This is a genomic window from Phocaeicola plebeius DSM 17135 (genome assembly GCF_000187895.1).
GTDB lineage: Bacteria > Bacteroidota > Bacteroidia > Bacteroidales > Bacteroidaceae > Phocaeicola > Phocaeicola plebeius.
Genome location: NZ_DS990133.1, coordinates 461,864 through 478,534, shown reverse-complemented (window position 1 = coordinate 478,534; position 16,671 = coordinate 461,864). Strand labels below are relative to the sequence as shown.

Sequence of the window (16,671 nt, the reverse complement as noted above, 5' to 3'; positions counted from 1 at the left end):
ATCTAATCCTCCACTCGCCTGTGGTGGATTCCGCTACGGTAAACCCATGCGGCGTAGGCATCTATACGGTCATTGAACTTATGCCGGTAGGCGATGTTCAGTTTATGCCGGTTGTCGAACTTGCTGGAATACCAGCCGGGATAAAAATCAGTAAACTTTTGCAAGCTCCATGAAAGCGTATATCCTGCTTCGATGACATTGTAACGGTCTTTGTATGCCAATGACAATTCTACGCCGTAAGACTTTCCCTTGCCGGTCTTGACCAGATTGTCCCAGTTCTCGGCAGGAAGCATCAGGCTGTTGCCTCCGTCGTATTCCAGCAGTTGGCTTGTGGTACGGTAATATCCTTCCACGTTCAAACTGATATGCCAAGGCAACTCCGTATATATCCCGGCTGCCACTTGCCTTGAACGCATGGGACGAACTTTGCGTGTGGAAGGAACCCAACTGTCTGTCGGCAGGTTCAGATAGGTGTTTGACAGTTGGTGCGCAAATTGGCTCATTTCCGTATAGGACACTTTCATCGTGGCTTTTTCCGAGCATTGGTAACTCATGGCCAGTCTTGGCTCCAAGGAATGGTACATCTTTCCGTCTGTCTGATAAAGGGTGTAATGCAGTCCCGCGTTTAATTTCGTCCTGGAGGACAGCCGCATTTCATCTTCCACATAAAAAGCGACCTCGTTACCCTTATAGCTGCTTGCGTTTTCTGTCGATAAGGTATCCCTGTCCGTCTGGTTTCTGGAAGCCGTGCTTTGCGGATGATATATGTGATGCAGATAATTGCTGCCAAAGCGTATATGATGATTCGTGCCGGGACGGTAGTCGAACTCCATGCGGTATCCCATGTCGTCGATTGTGGAACGGTTGGACCGTTCCATTCCCGTCATGGAAGTTTGTTCCCCGTCGGAAAAGAAACGGCTGCCTTCCACATAATCATACATGGAGATATTGCGTGAATAGACACCGGTGAAACTGCCGGACAACTTCGGGACGATTTGACAGTTCCACGTCAAAGCCGTAGTCAGGTTGCCCCATTGAGCCTTGAAATCGGAGTCGTAATGTTCCCCGTCTTCGAACGTCTGCCGGGCTTTTGTCTTCAGCAGGTCATTTCCGGAATACACGCTAAGGGACAGTTTATTATTGTCCGAAAAACGGTGGGTGATTTTCCCGTTGATGTCGTGAAAGGCATAGCGCACGTTCTTTTTGTCATCGGGATTGGAACGGTTGAGCAGGAAGAATGCCGGAGCTGTGAAAAGATCTGCCCAACTTCTTCGCATGGCTATGTTGAACGAGGTCTTGTCTTTTATGATCGGGCCTTCAAACTGGACTCTGCCATCGAGCAGCCCCAAGGAGAAAGTCCCGTGAAACTCCTTCATGTTCCCCTCTTTGGTGCGTACATCCACTACGGAAGAAAGTCTGCCGCCGTAACGTGCCGGGAAACCGCTTTTATAGAAATCCACGTTTTTGATAATATCCGTATTGAAAGCGGAGAACAGCCCGCCCAAATGGTTGATCTGGTAAAGCGGTGTTCCGTCCAGCAGAAAAAGGTTCTCATCGTTCTTGCCTCCGTGTACATACATGCCGGAAAGCAGCTCCGTTCCGGAAGCCACACCGGGAATATTCTGGAGGGTCTTTACCAAGTCCGGTGAACTAAGCAGCGAAAACTCCGTATTCAACTGTTCCGAGGTCAGCGACACTTTGCCGGTCTGTGTCGTGCGGAGGGAAGCGTTCAAGTCTGCAACCACTACTACTTCTTTCAGCGAAGTATTGCTTTCTTTCAGGTAGATGACACCGTTGTAATTGGATGTCAAATCCACCTCCTTCACCACATCCTGATAACCTATATAAGAGAAACGAAGTTTGTGTTTCCCCTCCGGCAGCGTAATGCTGAAAAATCCCTGTTCGTTACTCAGTGTTCCCGTTTGGGTATTCAAATCGAAAATGGTCACGTTGATCAGCGTTTCTCCCTTATCCTCGCATATGTGGCCGGAAAAAGTATAGTTGTTCTGGCGGAACAGCAGGACATATTCTCCCTGAATCTCCCATCGGATGCCGGTTCCGCTGAAAATCCTTTTTAGGTTCTCAGGCAAGGAACTGCTCCGCTGGAAGATACCTTTGGGCTTTATATTTGCCAAGGAAGAATCGTATACGAAATGAACAGAATACATTTTTTGCATGGCATCTATGGCTTTTTTCATTTCGGTTGAATCCTGTTGGGCTTTAGCACCCAGAGAGACACACAATATAATCGCAATGATTGTTAACTTCATTGTTTTACTTTTTCTATCTTTACATTCAACACTTTCTCTATAAACCTGATTATTTCATCAAGGCTTTTGTTCTTGAAGCTGGCCGTCAGGCGTTTATTCTCATTGCTTGCGGATAGTTTGACTTTATAATATCGGGACAATTCCTCAAGTACCTTTGGAAGTGGGGCGTTGTCGAAAATAAAGCTGCCCGCTTTCCGTTCTTTGATTACCTGTACGTCCGGTTGTTCTTCCGTCACTTGCGCTGCCATGCCTCCGGTCAGTATCACAACGTCCGGTTGCCCGATTGCTGAGAACTGCACCTTTCCCGATGTGACTTGCACGATAGCTGTGTCTGCACGGCTCTCATCGACGGTAAAGACAGTACCCAATACCCTGACTTGGGACAGTTTCCCTTCTACCGTAAACGGGTGGGCATTGTCATGCTTGACAGAAAACGCGACTTTTCCTTCCATGTGAACTTTGCGGCTGGATTTCCGGTAATCTTTTGCGTGGAAACGGACGGAAGAATGCGGGAACAGGGTTATGGAGGAACTGTCCGGAAGCATATAATCCACGGGGTGCGAGTAAGCCGTTACCTCCTTCCATGCTCCGTTTTCCCGGAAGCGGGGATAAATAAGGACTGCGACCAGAATGGCTGCCGCCATACCGGGAAGTATCCACCACAAGCGGAAGGATTTCCGTTCCTGTTCCGTTATCTGGTATTTCTCTTTGAAAGCCTTCAATGCTTTTTGCGTATCCAACTTGTTCTTCTGATAGTGGCGCAAGACAAAATGAAGGCATTTTTCATCCGTGGTTCTCATACTCTTTTATTTTGGTTTTCGTATTAATGACTGGGATTACAGACAAATTCACTATGCGGAATTTGTGAATATTAGTTAAATAAGAATGCGTAAACTTTCTGTGTCCCTTCCCGTATCAGTCGGAGCGCCTTGCTGATGTGGTTATCCACCGTATTTACGGAAATCTGGAACTTGGCGGCTATCTCCCTGTATTTCATGCCGTCGCGTTTGTTCAGCAGGAATATCTCCCGGCAGCGTTCGGGCAAGGCATCAATGGCAGTCCACATCCGCGCTTCCCTGACCGAACGTTCCTCCGCTTCCTCATCGCTCAACGTATCTTCAAAATCAGAAGGGGAAAGATTCGGATCATAAATCTCCTCCTTCTTCAGATAGTCCAGGCTGCGGTTGCGGGCAGTCGTATAAAGGTAGGCTTTGACATTTTCTATCTCGGCTCCACTGATACTTAATTTCTCCCACAAGGCAGAAAAACTATCTTGTACGATGTCTTCTGCAATATCCGTATCATGGACATAGTGCAGCACGTACAAGCATAACGAACGATAATGGTATTTAAATGTTTCGTCTATGTCTATTGTAAATTTATTCATACAAATAGGCTTATTATTCTGTGTGTCTACATAAAAGGACACAAAATAAGGCAAAATTCACTATTTCATATTGTTAAAGAAATATAACGTACCCCTTTCCCATATACACATGGTGGAAAACATCACGGGGTTTCCGCACTTTCCTTTCCGTTTTTCCACATTCTTTCTTTTTTTCCGTCCTATATCTATCGGAAAATAAAAAATACGTTTATGGAAGAAAAAGAAGTTGCGCAAGGTTTATTTGATGGTGGAGTTCGGAAAACCTTTTGCGGTAAAAAGGAGATGTATGTAGCCCTCATGGCAGAACCAACTTTTTCGCAGTTCTCCAAGTTCATGCCCGTATCCAAGAAAGACGAGGTATCGGCTATGAGAACGCTTATCAAGGACTGCTTCATCGAAGGTGACCACGAACTGGTAAATAATAATTTCCGGTTCCTCTTCGGCTTGATGGGACAACTCACCGACTTATTATCACCCGCTAGAGCACGCTCATAAATTAATAGAATGTTGGGCGGTACGTGACGACCAGCAACATCCGGCAACAGATGATTTACGCGCGTCACTACTTTCCCGGCGTCAACCAACATAAGGTGACGGACGAGGAGCCCGAACAACTTTCGGAAGAAGTACTCTGACTGTACGAACAGGTGATAATAAGTCAAATAAGCTAAGAAATAATAAAAATGTTAAATCTTCATCCTTTAGAATGTACAATTAAAGACAACGACCATATTCCTGACTTATTGCTTATAAAATATTGAGGAATAATTAGTTGTAAATACAGCTGTTGTTTTTTAATCATTCGGAATTAAGTTTTGCTGATATTTTATTTATTGTTAGTGTGTTGTGATAATCTTTATTTTTGAAATTTGGCATTAATTTAAAAGTTTTTTTTGTGATAAGAAAATATTTGAGAAACTTTTTTCAAAAAGCTTTTATAAGTTTAGGTTAATAACGCGTGTTCTTCATTGAGGTGACATTGTAATTAATTTTTATATGAATTACTTGTAAGAAGATAAAATAAGAGGCATTTGTAAACTACAAATGTCTCTTATTAAAGTAGGTTGATTCTAATAATTAGAATCGTTATTAAAATCTTTATTTGCTAATCCATACAAGATCTACAATTGCTGCTATTCCGGCACCAGTGGTGGTTCCTCCGTTTTCTAATAAATTACTGAATAGACCATAATAGAAACCGTCTATGTGTTGTCCGCTCCAACTACCATTATCTTTAAAAGTCAGGACAGCTTTGTCGTTTTCTAACCTAAATTCTGCTTCATAACTGGAGTTTGAGTTCCAGCCCAATCGTCCGACTTTGTCATAAGAACATAAATAGACATAGGGCTGATTACCTTCATATTTCCCTAAATATTGCCCGAAAGGAATAGATAATTTTCCGTTGTTATAAATGATATTATAAGGTGCGTCAAATGCACTTCCTTCCGGAGTTACGCGGTATACATTCTCTTTCTCAGTAGTTTCAATCGTACAGGTACCATAATTAGTTGTACCACCATTGATGAAGCAGTCATACAAACCTGTTATATTAACTTGTTTAAAAGTAATTGCAATTTGATGCTCTCCTGCTTTTATCAATATGGTATTTTCTCGTAAACCTCTTGTTAGTGGAGTTGCTTTAATTGTAACTACATCTTCTTCTTGTGTAATTGTAATCCATGATGTATCTACATTTTCAAAAATGACATTGTGGTTTGATTTTACATGGAATGTCATTTCACCTCCTTCTCCAGAGAAACTTACGTTCTGAAAATCATGATATAAAATATCACCAAGTTGAGAAATTGGCACAAATGTTTCTTGCGTTTCCGTTTTGAGATAAACGATAGCGGTACGGCTGTTGATACTTAGGTTCGGCTCTACTTCTAGCGTAATGATATTTCCTGCAAGACTGACTTTGCACCAATCTTCATTTGATGTTACTGTAGCAGGAGATGAGGAGGTGAATTGAATGGTTCCGGTCCCGCCAAAACAATCAAAATCGGCATGAGTCTCTATTACTTTTAATTCCTGAGGAATACTTTCTTCTTCAGAACATCCTGTAATGCATAGGAGAAATATACCAATGCAGAGAATATGTATTTTTTTCATAAGCCAACTATTTATTAAAGGTTATTCATTGAATTTTAGTCAATATGATATATTGAAAGCGCGTATCTCCTCCAAAGCCTTTGTATTCTCCAGACGCGCTCCATAGGATGAGCGCACGTGCGATATTAGTTCCCCATACGCCATTATCTACGAATTCATAGACGTTTGAAGTTCCTTCTTTTAGTTTACCTATTAAGCCTAATCCACCAGCCCAGCTTAACGTTCCATTACCAATTACTTCCCATACGGCTACATAGTAACCGTCTTTTTGGTAGGTAAGAATCTCAAGACAGTCTTGTTCTACATTGTAGCTGACTTGTAATGGGAAAGGAAGGCCTTGCAGTTCATATGATTTTTCGCTTCCGTTAAATGTTTTTGCGATTAATGTAACAGGTATGTTTCTTTCCGTTTGACCATAGAAATAGTTCATATTGTAGTTTCCTAAATATTTTAAATATTTGGGATAAATAGGATCTGGTATTTGTTCGAGCGTGTTTTCATTCCACATAAAACTGTTGTTTGTTTCAGACCATTCCAGACCCGATATCTCATTTCCTCCTATTTCTATAGGTTGGTAAAATTGTATACCCGATAAACCATACATATATGCTACATTAAAAATTTGTTCAGTCCCAACCTGAATGGTCATTCTGCGGTCGGAAGGTATGGTGATAGAAACTTCTTGTCCGTTAACCTCTCCTTTATACCCTAAAATGCCTTGTATGGAAGTTATGTTTGTACGTGTTTTGATAATTTCTGTCAAATAAGCGTCTCCGCTTGTTTCCATACGTTTCATCTTGATGATGTTTTTAGTCTTTTTTCCTTTTAAGGTAATCTCATTTTCTGTATGTGATTGAATAATAAATTCATAATCACCTTCATATCCTTTACCCAATCCGGCTCCCCCATTATTATCTGGGTCGGCAAAGTAATGCAAGTATTTATTATAAGTATCAAAGTTTAAGGTAGGTCCCATGTCAGATTTTAATGAATATAAGCTCGTAACAGCATCTGAAGGGTTAGCGGCAATTTCAGACTGTACGGTAACATCTTTGTCTGTAAATTTTAAAATCATGACATAACCTCCATACGATTGGTTAGCTGATGGATAATATTCCATTACCCATCCATTCTCGGAGCTAATTAACAGCTCCTTGCAGGCCTTAAGTTCTTCATTAACTCGTTGTTGTGCAGGTGTGTCGAATAAATCGTCTACTTCGTTATTACACGCTTGCAGAAACAACATAAAGAAACAAGCTATATAAGGTAATATTTTTTTCATACGAGTTTTATTTGTAAGTTTCACTATTATTCAGGTAACTCATTTAAATCCATGTGTTGAATCTCCTCACATCTTCGGTTGATAGCATCTCTTAGCTGATCCATATCTACCCCAAAACTTTCTTTCATGTAATTCTTCATGATCGTAATTTTTTGTTGGATAATTTCCCATCCTCCACTAACAGGATTTCCATCTACGTCGGTTTTCGTTCCAGCTTCTAGTGCGTCCCATTGTTCTTGCGACCATGTCAAATAGCATGCTGTTACTTCTGCAATATCTTCTGTAGGCTGGCTGCTACCATAGGCTGTTACGAAACCATAAGGAGCATACTGGGCAATATTAGTTCTATTATTCCACCCTGACGGAGAATAGTGCCCTTCGCTCAACTGATTGTATTCTACAGGGTAATTTTTTGTTTGATGCAAGATGTGAGAAAATTCATGGTGCATAGTCTGAAAATACATTTCATTCATAAATGGAATATTGTCAGGTTCTAGCCAGTTTCCTCCTACGAGTGTAACTTTTAGTCCTCCTTCTGCATATCCTAAAGTAACAGTTCCGTTAGGATTCCATTGTCTGGAACCAATCAGGTGGATAACCTTAGGTGCATATTGGCGAGTAAAATTAATTCCTCCAACTTCGTCGTATGCTTCAAACCAAACGTGTTTGATGATACGTGCCATTTGGACTGCTAATTGATAGTCTATAGGAACCAGATTATTGCTTAGGCTTGATTCTATATCCTCCATTCGGTACTTAAAGTCGATGTTGTAGGCATATAAATAGTTTTTTTCAATCCACTTATCTAGTTCGTTAGGCTCACTTTGCAGACTTTCATCGAAAATACTGACATCACTCAGCTCTTCCTCAGAACAAGAAGTGATAATGTTTCCTGTCAGGAAAGCTAATAGTAAATATGCAATTATATTTGTTTTCATGGTCTTGTTTTTATTAGTGTAATATTTATGATTTATCTAGGGTTAGGAGTCATGTCTCCTGGAGCGGCTAGTACATCAATCGGTAGTTGAATTGCCTTACGTGGATCGTCGGCAGTCAGAATGATTGGGTCACTTCCATATATGTTATGTGTGATTGATAAGCCATATCGTTTAATATCCATCCATCGTCCTCCTTCATGGATGCTTTCAACCCGGCGTGCATGCAAGACAGCATGAAGCATATTCGTTTGTTTCTCATCGTAGGTAACTCCTGTATTAAGCGGTTTTGCATTGGTCTCGGGTGAACTGTTCTTATAAAAGTCAGCAATCTCATCAGAGGTATGAGAAGTTATTCCTTTTTTGACATACCAATATGATAAATCAGTAGCTGCTTTATCATATTCTTTTTTCAGAATATATGCTTCGGCTCTACATAAAAGTGCTTCGTCGGTTGTAAAGGCTGGTACTACGATATGTGGATATCCTGTCTGAGCTATTTGGTTTGTGATTTCGAATAGTTCGGCCATCTTGGGAACGATGTAGCTGACATAGTTAGATTGGAAAACTGTGTTGTATACTTCCAACTGTGTGCCTCCGGGAAATTCTGACCATACTAACTGGGAGCGCATGATATTCTGTGTAATAGCATAACGTTGATTAAAAGCTCTTCCATAGCGTGATATTGTAGGAAGTAATAGCAGATTTGCCGGCTCGTCTTTATTTATATATCCATAAGTCCATTCTTCCATTGTTGTAAATTTATCGTACTGGCTTAAATCTCTTAATACAGAGATTGGATTATTGCCCACAGCTTCTGTTGCATAAGCTATGACTTTGTCATAATCTTTTCCGTAGAAAAGATTGAAGCGTGCAGCAAAAGCATAAGCTGCTTTCGTGTTAAAATGATACAATGGTACATCAAAGCTTGCATTTTTTATTAGAGGAAGAGCTTTTTCAATATCTGCATCAATCATTTCGTACACTTGTTGCATTGTTCCTCTTTCATATACTACACCTACTGTTTTTTCTGGAGCTGTGATATACGGTATACCGAGAGTAGACTCTGCGGTTTGAGGGTTATAAGCCATGCAGAATATGTTGGATAACAGGAAGTGGCCATAAGCTCTGCATAATAAAGCCTCTCCTTTGTAGACTTGTAGTTCTTCGGTATCTCCTAGCTCCTCGATAGCTTCAAGTGCTTGATTGGCTGCAGCAATGGCGCTATAACATGCATTCCAAAGTCCGTTAGGAGAGTCCTGGTCAGACTCTACAGCATCTTGCCAATGGTATGATTCTATGACTAAATTACTGGGGCTGCTATAAGTATCACCATTATCATCATAATTGTCGGACATAAATTCGAACATAAGCATAGGATATTGTGCTGGATAAGCAGAGATGAGAATATCACGGACCTTGTCTGCATTGTCAAGCTCTGTTCTTTGGTCTGGCATTGTGTCCAGAAAATCATCACATGATGAGATTCCGAAGGTGGTTGCTAACAGAACTGTATTGAATAGTAAATGTCTTATTTTCATAACTCTATAGGTATTTAAGGTTAAAATCCTGCTCTTAATGTAAATGTGAATTGTTTAGGTACAGGAGCTGCTACTCCACCGGAGTTAAAGAATTCCGGGTCTTGTCCGTTAAGTTTGTCATCGGAGTAAATTAAAAATAGATTTGTAGCCTGTACTTTCAGTGATAACGTTTTCAGAATATTCTGACTACCCAATAATGCTTTAGGGAAATCGTAGGTTAGTGAGATTTCTTTCATACGAATAAATCCTCCGTCTGCAATTCGTGCATCAGAATAGTTATAAGCATTATATGCATAATTCAGGTTACTGTATTTCTGGTTATCGCGTGCACTAGGGATAACAGGAATGTTGGTAATCTTTTCTTCGCCAGGCAGCATCCAACGGTTCTTGAAATCCTTAGGAGTTGCGTCCAGGTCATTGTATGTACTAGAGAATTGAGGGTCTAGTCTTACTTTATTTCCTGCAGAGTAAGTGATAAATACATTTAGTTTGAACCCCTTGTATTTGAATACGTTTCCAAAACTACCAGTTATTGTCGGGTCGCGCGGCCCTTCATACTTCAAGAAGTCTACATCTTGAATTTGCTGGAAATTGATAGATCCATAATTTGTTTTGTCAATAAGTTCTCCGTTCCACCAGAAGGTCGGGAAACCATCTTCGTCAAGGCCGGCAAATGGAATGGAGAATAAGCTTCCCCAGTCATATCCCTCTCGCTGACCGTATCCGGTTACCAAGTCAAATAAATAAGTCTGTGATTTAAGATCTGTAATCTTGGTTTTGCTATAGCCAAAGATAAAGTCTGTTGTCCATTGGAAATCTTTGGTTACAATGTTTTGAGTAGATAGACTAACTTCATATCCATGTGATTTCATAGATGCAAGGTTGGCATTTCTTCTTGTTTCGCCACCAACTCCTTGGGTTAGTACGGCTCCTATCAGGTCATAGTTGTTGCGTTTGTACCACGCTAATTCCATGTTTATCCGGTTGTTCAGGAAACCCATATCAACTCCTACATTGATTTCATGCTTTTTCTCATATGTCAAATCGCCATTTTCCAGTTCTACAATGTGTAATCCGGACTCACCGACAGAAGCGCTGGGACGCCATGGAGTATAACTGTTGATATTTACAAAAGAATTTGTAACGTCGGCAGGACCAGCATCAGCTGTCAAGCTATAAGATGATTTCAGGGTAAAGTGGGAAAGTGCAGGTTGAAGCTTCTCGAAGAATTTTTCCTCATGCATATTCCATGCTACACCTATATTCCATGTAGGTAACCAGCGTGCAGAGCGGGCTTTTCCTAATCGGTTAGAGCCTTCGTAACGAAATGTTCCTGTTAGGCTGTAGCGTCCTTGGTAAGAGTAGGTTCCTGTTGCAAAGTAGGCCAATGTTCTTCTTTTGGTATTAGTTAAAGAATAGTAATCAGAGTTATCTTCTCGCATCTTTTTGAATGCGTTGTAATCAAAGTAAGGAATTTCACCGTTGTCATATTGCATACCCCATCCTTGGAAAGCATTATTGGAGCGGTCTTGGGCATTGGCCTCCATACCTGCATATAGATTTATGATGTTGTCGTTACCAAATACCTTGTTCCATGAAGCCGATAGACGGAAGTCGTAGCTAAACATGCGATAATCGGTTTTGTTGTAGAATCCGCCTTTAGGAAGGATAGAAAATGGCAGAGAGTTAATAATGTCAGGGTCTGTATATAACCACGGGTTATTGTCTCTCATGGTTGCATCGTCCATTGCGCGATAGGCCATGGCTTGATTAGAATGTTCTGTGATTTTATGTTCTTGTGAAGAGGATGAATATTTCACTGCTCCCAACGCACTAATTTCTAATCCCATGATAGGCTTCCACTTTAATTCTCCCTGGAACTTTAAGTCCACGACGTTTAGGGTGATATTATTGGTGTTTAATTCGTTGAATATATTAAAATCGGCATAGTTACGTGTATAATATTCATTGGGGTCTAAGGTTCTTGAAGTGTTCAAGGCATAAGAATAAGGGTTGATATCAAATCCTCTGGACACTTCTCCTGTGACAGCGTCCCTTGATTGGCCAATGGTTCCCGGTGCTTTCTGTTTACGATAAGATCCATTGGCTATAACTGTTATTGACAAATCCTTATGAATATTATATGTTGTATTTAAGTTTGCTGTATAGCGTTGTACATTTGTGCCTTTCATCCATCCTGGATCCGTCATTGCGCTTAAAGAAACATAAGACGTAGATTTGTCTGATCCACTAGACATGCTGATAGAGTGATTCATCATCAGGGCATTGCTGAATAGTAAATCGAACCAGTCTGTATTTCTGTATTCCGCTTGGCGCAGATATGCATTGCGATTTAGCGTGTTGTTTAATAATGCAAATTGTCCTGTTTCAGGGTCGTATGTATTTATAAGGTGATACATTTTTCCATATACTCCACTGTTGGCTGCTCGGTATGTACTTGCCAGATTGAGCCATCCTTTGTCTTGTAATTCTTTGTAGATTCCCATCTGATCCTGTGAATTCATGATGTTGAATGTCCGGTAAGAGGGCTTTAAGCGTGTAGTAAATTCTCCTGTATAGTTGAAACGGCTTGTTCCGGCTTTTCCTTTTTTAGTGTTGACTACAATCACACCTGCCATAGCTCTGGCACCATAAATAGATGTGGCAGATCCGTCTTTTAGAATTTGGAAACTTTCAATATCATCTGAGTTGAGGCCGGCAATTGCTGAACTGATAAGCGTTGTTGCATCTCCTGAAGACAGGTCATTGGCTCCAATTTCTACTACATCATCCATAATAACTCCATCTACAACCCATAATGGTTTGGAGTTTCCATAGATAGAAGTGGCACCACGTACACGGATTTTAGGGGCTGTACCGAAGGTTCCTGATACATTCTGTACGGATACACCTGCAGAACGTCCTTCCAAGCCACGGCTGATGTCGGCCATACCATCTAGTTTTACATCTGATGCTGTCAAGCGGTCGGCTGCTCCTGTAAATAAGCGTTTGTCAACTTTGGTCATACCGGTAACAACCACTTCTTCTAGTACCTCTGAATCAGATTCCAGAACTACCTTCATGACTCCTTTTCTGTTGATTGGTAGTGTTTGAGTTTTGTAGCCGATAAAAGAAATTTGTAAGCTACGGGCAGAAGATGGTACGTTGTTCAGAGTGAATTTTCCGTCCAAGTCCGTAATTCCACCAATAGTTGTTCCTACTACTAATACAGAAGCACCTACAACAGGTTCATTTTCTTCTGCAGTAACCACGAGTCCCGCCACTTGGGATGTCTGAGCTAGTATATTACTTATGGCAATACATAAGTAAATACCCAATAACAGAATTGTTTTTTTCATAAGTACTTGATAAAATTAACTACATTTACAAATATAATAATGTGAAATTTAATATCAAATTATTTTTATGAAAAAAGCAAAATAAATATTGTAATATCAGATTTTTTTATAAAAATGGTGTATATATAACACTATGCTATTATTTGTTTATAAAATGTTTTATTATGTTTATATTGAAGGGCGGGAGTATGATTATAGATATTAATTATAGTTTTAATATTAGAATATATTTTTAGTAAGAAAGGGGCATAAAAAAATCCCGCTTTTACTTTTGAAAAACGGGCTTTTTTATGCTGTGTTTTGAGAAACTTATTCTTTTTCTTTCAAACTTTCATCAATATCCTTGATTTTTTTCAATACCAGTTCCATGTCTTTTTTCAGACGTTCAATCTTACGGCTGATATCAGCTACCAGGGTATTTCCCTTCTTGGAAGAAGAATTCAGGAAGCCAAGGTTGTTTTCGTAGGTCTGAATGTCGTTTTTCAGTCCTTCGTAAGTGCGAACCAGACGTTCACGGTCGCGGTAGAGATTTCCTTCCTTGTTTCCGTTGGTGCGTACACTGCTCAGGCGTTTTTCGGTAGCCGACAGGTGCAGGCGGTCGAACAGCTTGTCTACCAATGCATGGAATTCTTTATACAGACGGTCTTTTTCCTTGAAAGGAACGAAGCCGATGGCATTCCATTCCTTCATCAGGGCACGTACTTGTTCGGCAGTTGCATCGTCTGCAGTTCCGGCAGCTTCCAGGGCAGCCATACGCTTAATGACATCTTCTTTCTTTGCTAGGTTTTCCACTTCTTCCGAGCGTTGTGAAGAAGTCGCCTTGTTTTTCCGTTCAAAGAAATAGTCGCAGGCACCGATGAATCGTTTCCATACGGCATCGGAATGCTTTTTGGCTACCGGACCGATGTTCTTCCATTCTTTCTGGAGCTTGGTCAGGATTTCAGCTGTTTCTTTCCAGTCGGTACTTTCTTTCAGGGCTTCAGCCTTTTCGCAGAACGCTTTTTTCTTTTCCAGGTTGGCTGCCATTGTTTCCTTCACAGATTTGAAGAAAGCAGCTTTCCGGCGGAAGAATTCATCGCAGGCAGCGCGGAAACGTTCGAAAATCTTGACGTTCATCTTTTGCGGAGCATAGCCGATGGTTTTCCATTTGGCCTGAAGGGCAAGGATTTCATTGGTCTTGTCTTCCCAGTCGGCAAAAGTAGTGAAGGTGTCATATTCCATACCTTCCACGATTTCGCAAATCACCGTCTTCTGGTCCAGGTTATTCTGTTCTTTTTCTTTCAGTTCTTCAAAATGTTGCTGATGACGTTTGTTGACCACGGTAGAGGCAGCCTTGAAACGGCTCCAGATTTCTTCGCGCAGGTCTTTAGCTACCGGACCGATGGCACGGAATTCCTGATGAAGTTTCTGCAACTGGTGGAAAGCAGAAATTACGTCGGGCTCTTCAGCCAATTTTTCTGCAGCTTCGCACAAACGGGTTTTCTGCTCCAGATTTTTCTTGAAGTCATATTCGCGGAATTCGTTGTTCAGCTTCACCATGTCATAGAATTTTTCGGTGTAAAGCTGGTAGGTTTTCCACAACTCGTTTACTTTGGCTACCGGAATCTGGCCTATTTCATTCCATTCTTGCTGTAACTTTTTAAATTCGTCGTATATCTTGTTGGTATCTTCCTGCGATTCGGTCAGGAACTTCATTCTTTCCAAGATACCCAGTTTCTTGGTCAGATTATCCTCTTTTTCCTTTTCCTGTGCAGCCGCTAAGGCATTTCTTTTCTCCTTGATGGCGTTCATGACAGCTTTGAACTCTTCTTCTGCCGGTTCTGTTTCCGGAGTGAAGTCTTCTGCCTTTCCCCCTTCGTCGATGAAAGCTTTCCGTGCCGCTTCTGATTTGGCTTTTTGTAGTTTATAGAACGTTTGTTTAAGTGAATCGATTTCCTGCTTGTCGGTCAGGTCGTTTTTCTCGTTGATTTCCTTGAGGCGTTGCACCACTTCTTCCAGTGTCTGTTTGGGAGCGGATGTTTCCTTTTCGGTGTCTTCAACAGTAGGAACCGGTGCTTCAATGGGTTGTTCCATCGGAGTTTCGGTTAATGGGCGGTTGGTTTCATTTACTTCCATCGTATATAGATTTTAAAGAGTATAATATCCTAGTTTTTTCTTTACCATTAGTAAAGGTTCTTACAAATTAAAGAAAAAAAATCTGATTTTCATACTTTTTCAGAAAAAAACTATAAGGTAAGAATCATTTTTAGAAATAAAAAGACGAGGAATGTGGCTCAGAAGGGCTTGTAGAGGGGGTGAAAAAAACGCCCTTGCGTTTGAAAGAAAACGCAAAGACGCTTTGATTAAAACGTAAATGCGTTTGAAGTAAAATGTACTTGTGTTTTACTTCAAACGCATTTGTGTTCTGTTTAACGAAAATTTAAGATAATAATACGGTAATTCCCATGTACATGAGCATACCGATAATGTCGTTGGTAATGGAGATAAACGGTCCGGTGGCAATGGCTGGATCAATTTTCAGTTTTTCCAGAGTCATGGGTACCAGTGTGCCGAAAATGGAAGCAAACATGACCACGGCAAACAGGCTGATGGATACCGAATAGCTGACCGTAGCTGTAGCTCCGAAACGGATGAAGTTGTAGATATACACCAGCATGGAAATGATGGTGGCATTGATAAGGGCTACAACGGATTCTTTCAGAACCTGCTTGAACGTGTTTTCGGCGTTCAGTGAGCTGTTGGCCAGACCTTGCACAACCAATGCGGAGGACTGGGTTCCCACGTTTCCTCCCGTTCCACCGATAAGGGGAATGTAGAGCGCCATTTCCGGATGAGCGGCAAAGGTAGAGTCAAAGTTGCCTAGAATCATGGAGTTACCGATTCCACCCAGCATACCGATGAGCAGCCACGGAAGGCGTGCGGTGGTCTGGCGGAACACGTTGTCGTCTGTTTCTACGTCCTGTGACAAACCGGATGCCAACTGGTAGTCGCGTTCGGCCTGTTCACGCACCTCGTCCATTACGTCGTCTACGGTGATGCGCCCTACCAGGCGGCCGATGCTGTCGACCACAGGAACGGCCACCAAGTCATATTTTTCAATGGTCTGCACTACCTCTTCAATGGGCGTATCCACATGGACGGAAATCGGGTCCTTTTTCATTACGTGTTTTACCTTGGAAACCGACGGACTGGTAATCATCTTTTTCAGTGGGAATACGCCGCGCAGGCGTTCATCGTCGTCTACCACATATACATAATATATCTCGTCCATTTCTTCTGCCTGCAGTCGCATTTCGCGCAGGCATTCGGGCATACTCCAGTTCTCATTCACGATCACCATTTCCGTACCCATCAAACCGCCGGCGGTGTCTTCGTCGTATTTCAGCAAGTCGACGATGTCGCCTGCCTGTTCGATGTCTTCAATGTGTGAAAGCACTTCTTCCTGCTTGTCTTCGTCCATTTCACGGATGATGTCTACGGCATCGTCCGAATCCATGTAGTCGACAAAGCGCTTGGCGATGGTTTCAGGGGGAAGGATTTCGAGGAATTTCTTTCGGGCATCCTCGTCCATTTCAATCAGTACGTCGGCTGCCGTTTCGTTGTCCAGCAGCAGGTAGATGAAGCGGGCATCTTCTGCGTCCAGCTCGTTGCACAGCTCGGCGATGTCGGCCGGATGCAGGTCCTTGATGACTTCTTTTAACTGGTCGGAATCTTTCTTCTCAATCAGTTCGGTGACTAATTTAATATCTTCGCTATTCATCTTGTAAACTCCTGATGAGGGTTGT

At 41.6% G+C, this 16,671-nt stretch carries 11 protein-coding genes; 1 reads left to right on the top strand and 10 read right to left on the bottom strand.

Annotation, left to right across the window (positions count from 1 at the left end; translation table 11 throughout):
• Positions 1-2 precede the first annotated feature (2 nt).
• From BACPLE_RS14850 to BACPLE_RS14840, 3 genes are all read right to left on the bottom strand, one after another.
• Positions 3-2,270: a TonB-dependent receptor domain-containing protein gene (locus BACPLE_RS14850; protein ID WP_007563404.1), complete on the bottom strand. Its 2,268-nt coding sequence runs from the start codon at positions 2,268-2,270 to the stop codon at positions 3-5.
• Positions 2,267-3,070 carry a FecR family protein gene (locus BACPLE_RS14845; protein WP_007558542.1) on the bottom strand — a complete coding sequence of 268 codons (804 nt, stop codon included), beginning with the start codon at positions 3,068-3,070 and terminating at the stop codon, positions 2,267-2,269. Before BACPLE_RS14845 ends, BACPLE_RS14850 begins: the two co-directional genes overlap by 4 nt.
• Positions 3,071-3,141: 71 nt before the next feature.
• The gene (locus tag BACPLE_RS14840) at positions 3,142-3,657 is read right to left on the bottom strand and encodes an RNA polymerase sigma-70 factor (RefSeq protein ID WP_007558540.1); all 516 of its coding nucleotides are present in this window, start codon (positions 3,655-3,657) and stop codon (positions 3,142-3,144) included.
• A 210-nt stretch (positions 3,658-3,867) separates the two neighbouring features.
• Between BACPLE_RS14840 and BACPLE_RS14835 the strand changes: the two genes are divergently transcribed.
• A complete protein-coding gene (locus BACPLE_RS14835; RefSeq protein ID WP_007558537.1) occupies positions 3,868-4,152 on the top strand; it encodes a hypothetical protein in 285 nt (94 codons plus the stop codon).
• Between the two features lie 603 nt (positions 4,153-4,755).
• On the opposite strand, the gene BACPLE_RS14830 is transcribed toward BACPLE_RS14835, so the two are convergent.
• The 7 genes from BACPLE_RS14830 to mgtE form a co-directional block, all read right to left on the bottom strand.
• Positions 4,756-5,769, bottom strand: coding sequence for a BACON domain-containing protein (locus BACPLE_RS14830; protein ID WP_007563402.1), 1,014 nt, complete (start codon positions 5,767-5,769; stop codon positions 4,756-4,758).
• A 25-nt stretch (positions 5,770-5,794) separates the two neighbouring features.
• Positions 5,795-7,051, bottom strand: a complete 1,257-nt coding sequence (locus BACPLE_RS18645) for a DUF4302 domain-containing protein (RefSeq protein WP_007563398.1) — start codon at positions 7,049-7,051, stop codon at positions 5,795-5,797.
• A 26-nt stretch (positions 7,052-7,077) separates the two neighbouring features.
• Positions 7,078-7,989 carry a zinc-binding metallopeptidase gene (locus BACPLE_RS14820; protein WP_007563396.1) on the bottom strand — a complete coding sequence of 304 codons (912 nt, stop codon included), beginning with the start codon at positions 7,987-7,989 and terminating at the stop codon, positions 7,078-7,080.
• 32 nt (positions 7,990-8,021) lie between these two features.
• Complete coding sequence (locus BACPLE_RS14815; RefSeq protein ID WP_007563395.1) at positions 8,022-9,527, bottom strand: RagB/SusD family nutrient uptake outer membrane protein; 1,506 nt, start codon at positions 9,525-9,527, stop codon at positions 8,022-8,024.
• 20 nt (positions 9,528-9,547) lie between these two features.
• A complete protein-coding gene (locus BACPLE_RS14810; protein ID WP_007563394.1) occupies positions 9,548-12,886 on the bottom strand; it encodes a SusC/RagA family TonB-linked outer membrane protein in 3,339 nt (1,112 codons plus the stop codon).
• Positions 12,887-13,195: 309 nt separating this feature from the next.
• Positions 13,196-15,001, bottom strand: coding sequence for a DUF349 domain-containing protein (locus BACPLE_RS14805; RefSeq protein ID WP_007563393.1), 1,806 nt, complete (start codon positions 14,999-15,001; stop codon positions 13,196-13,198).
• 304 nt (positions 15,002-15,305) lie between these two features.
• Positions 15,306-16,646, bottom strand: coding sequence for a magnesium transporter (gene mgtE, locus BACPLE_RS14800; protein ID WP_007563392.1), 1,341 nt, complete (start codon positions 16,644-16,646; stop codon positions 15,306-15,308).
• Positions 16,647-16,671 lie beyond the last annotated feature (25 nt).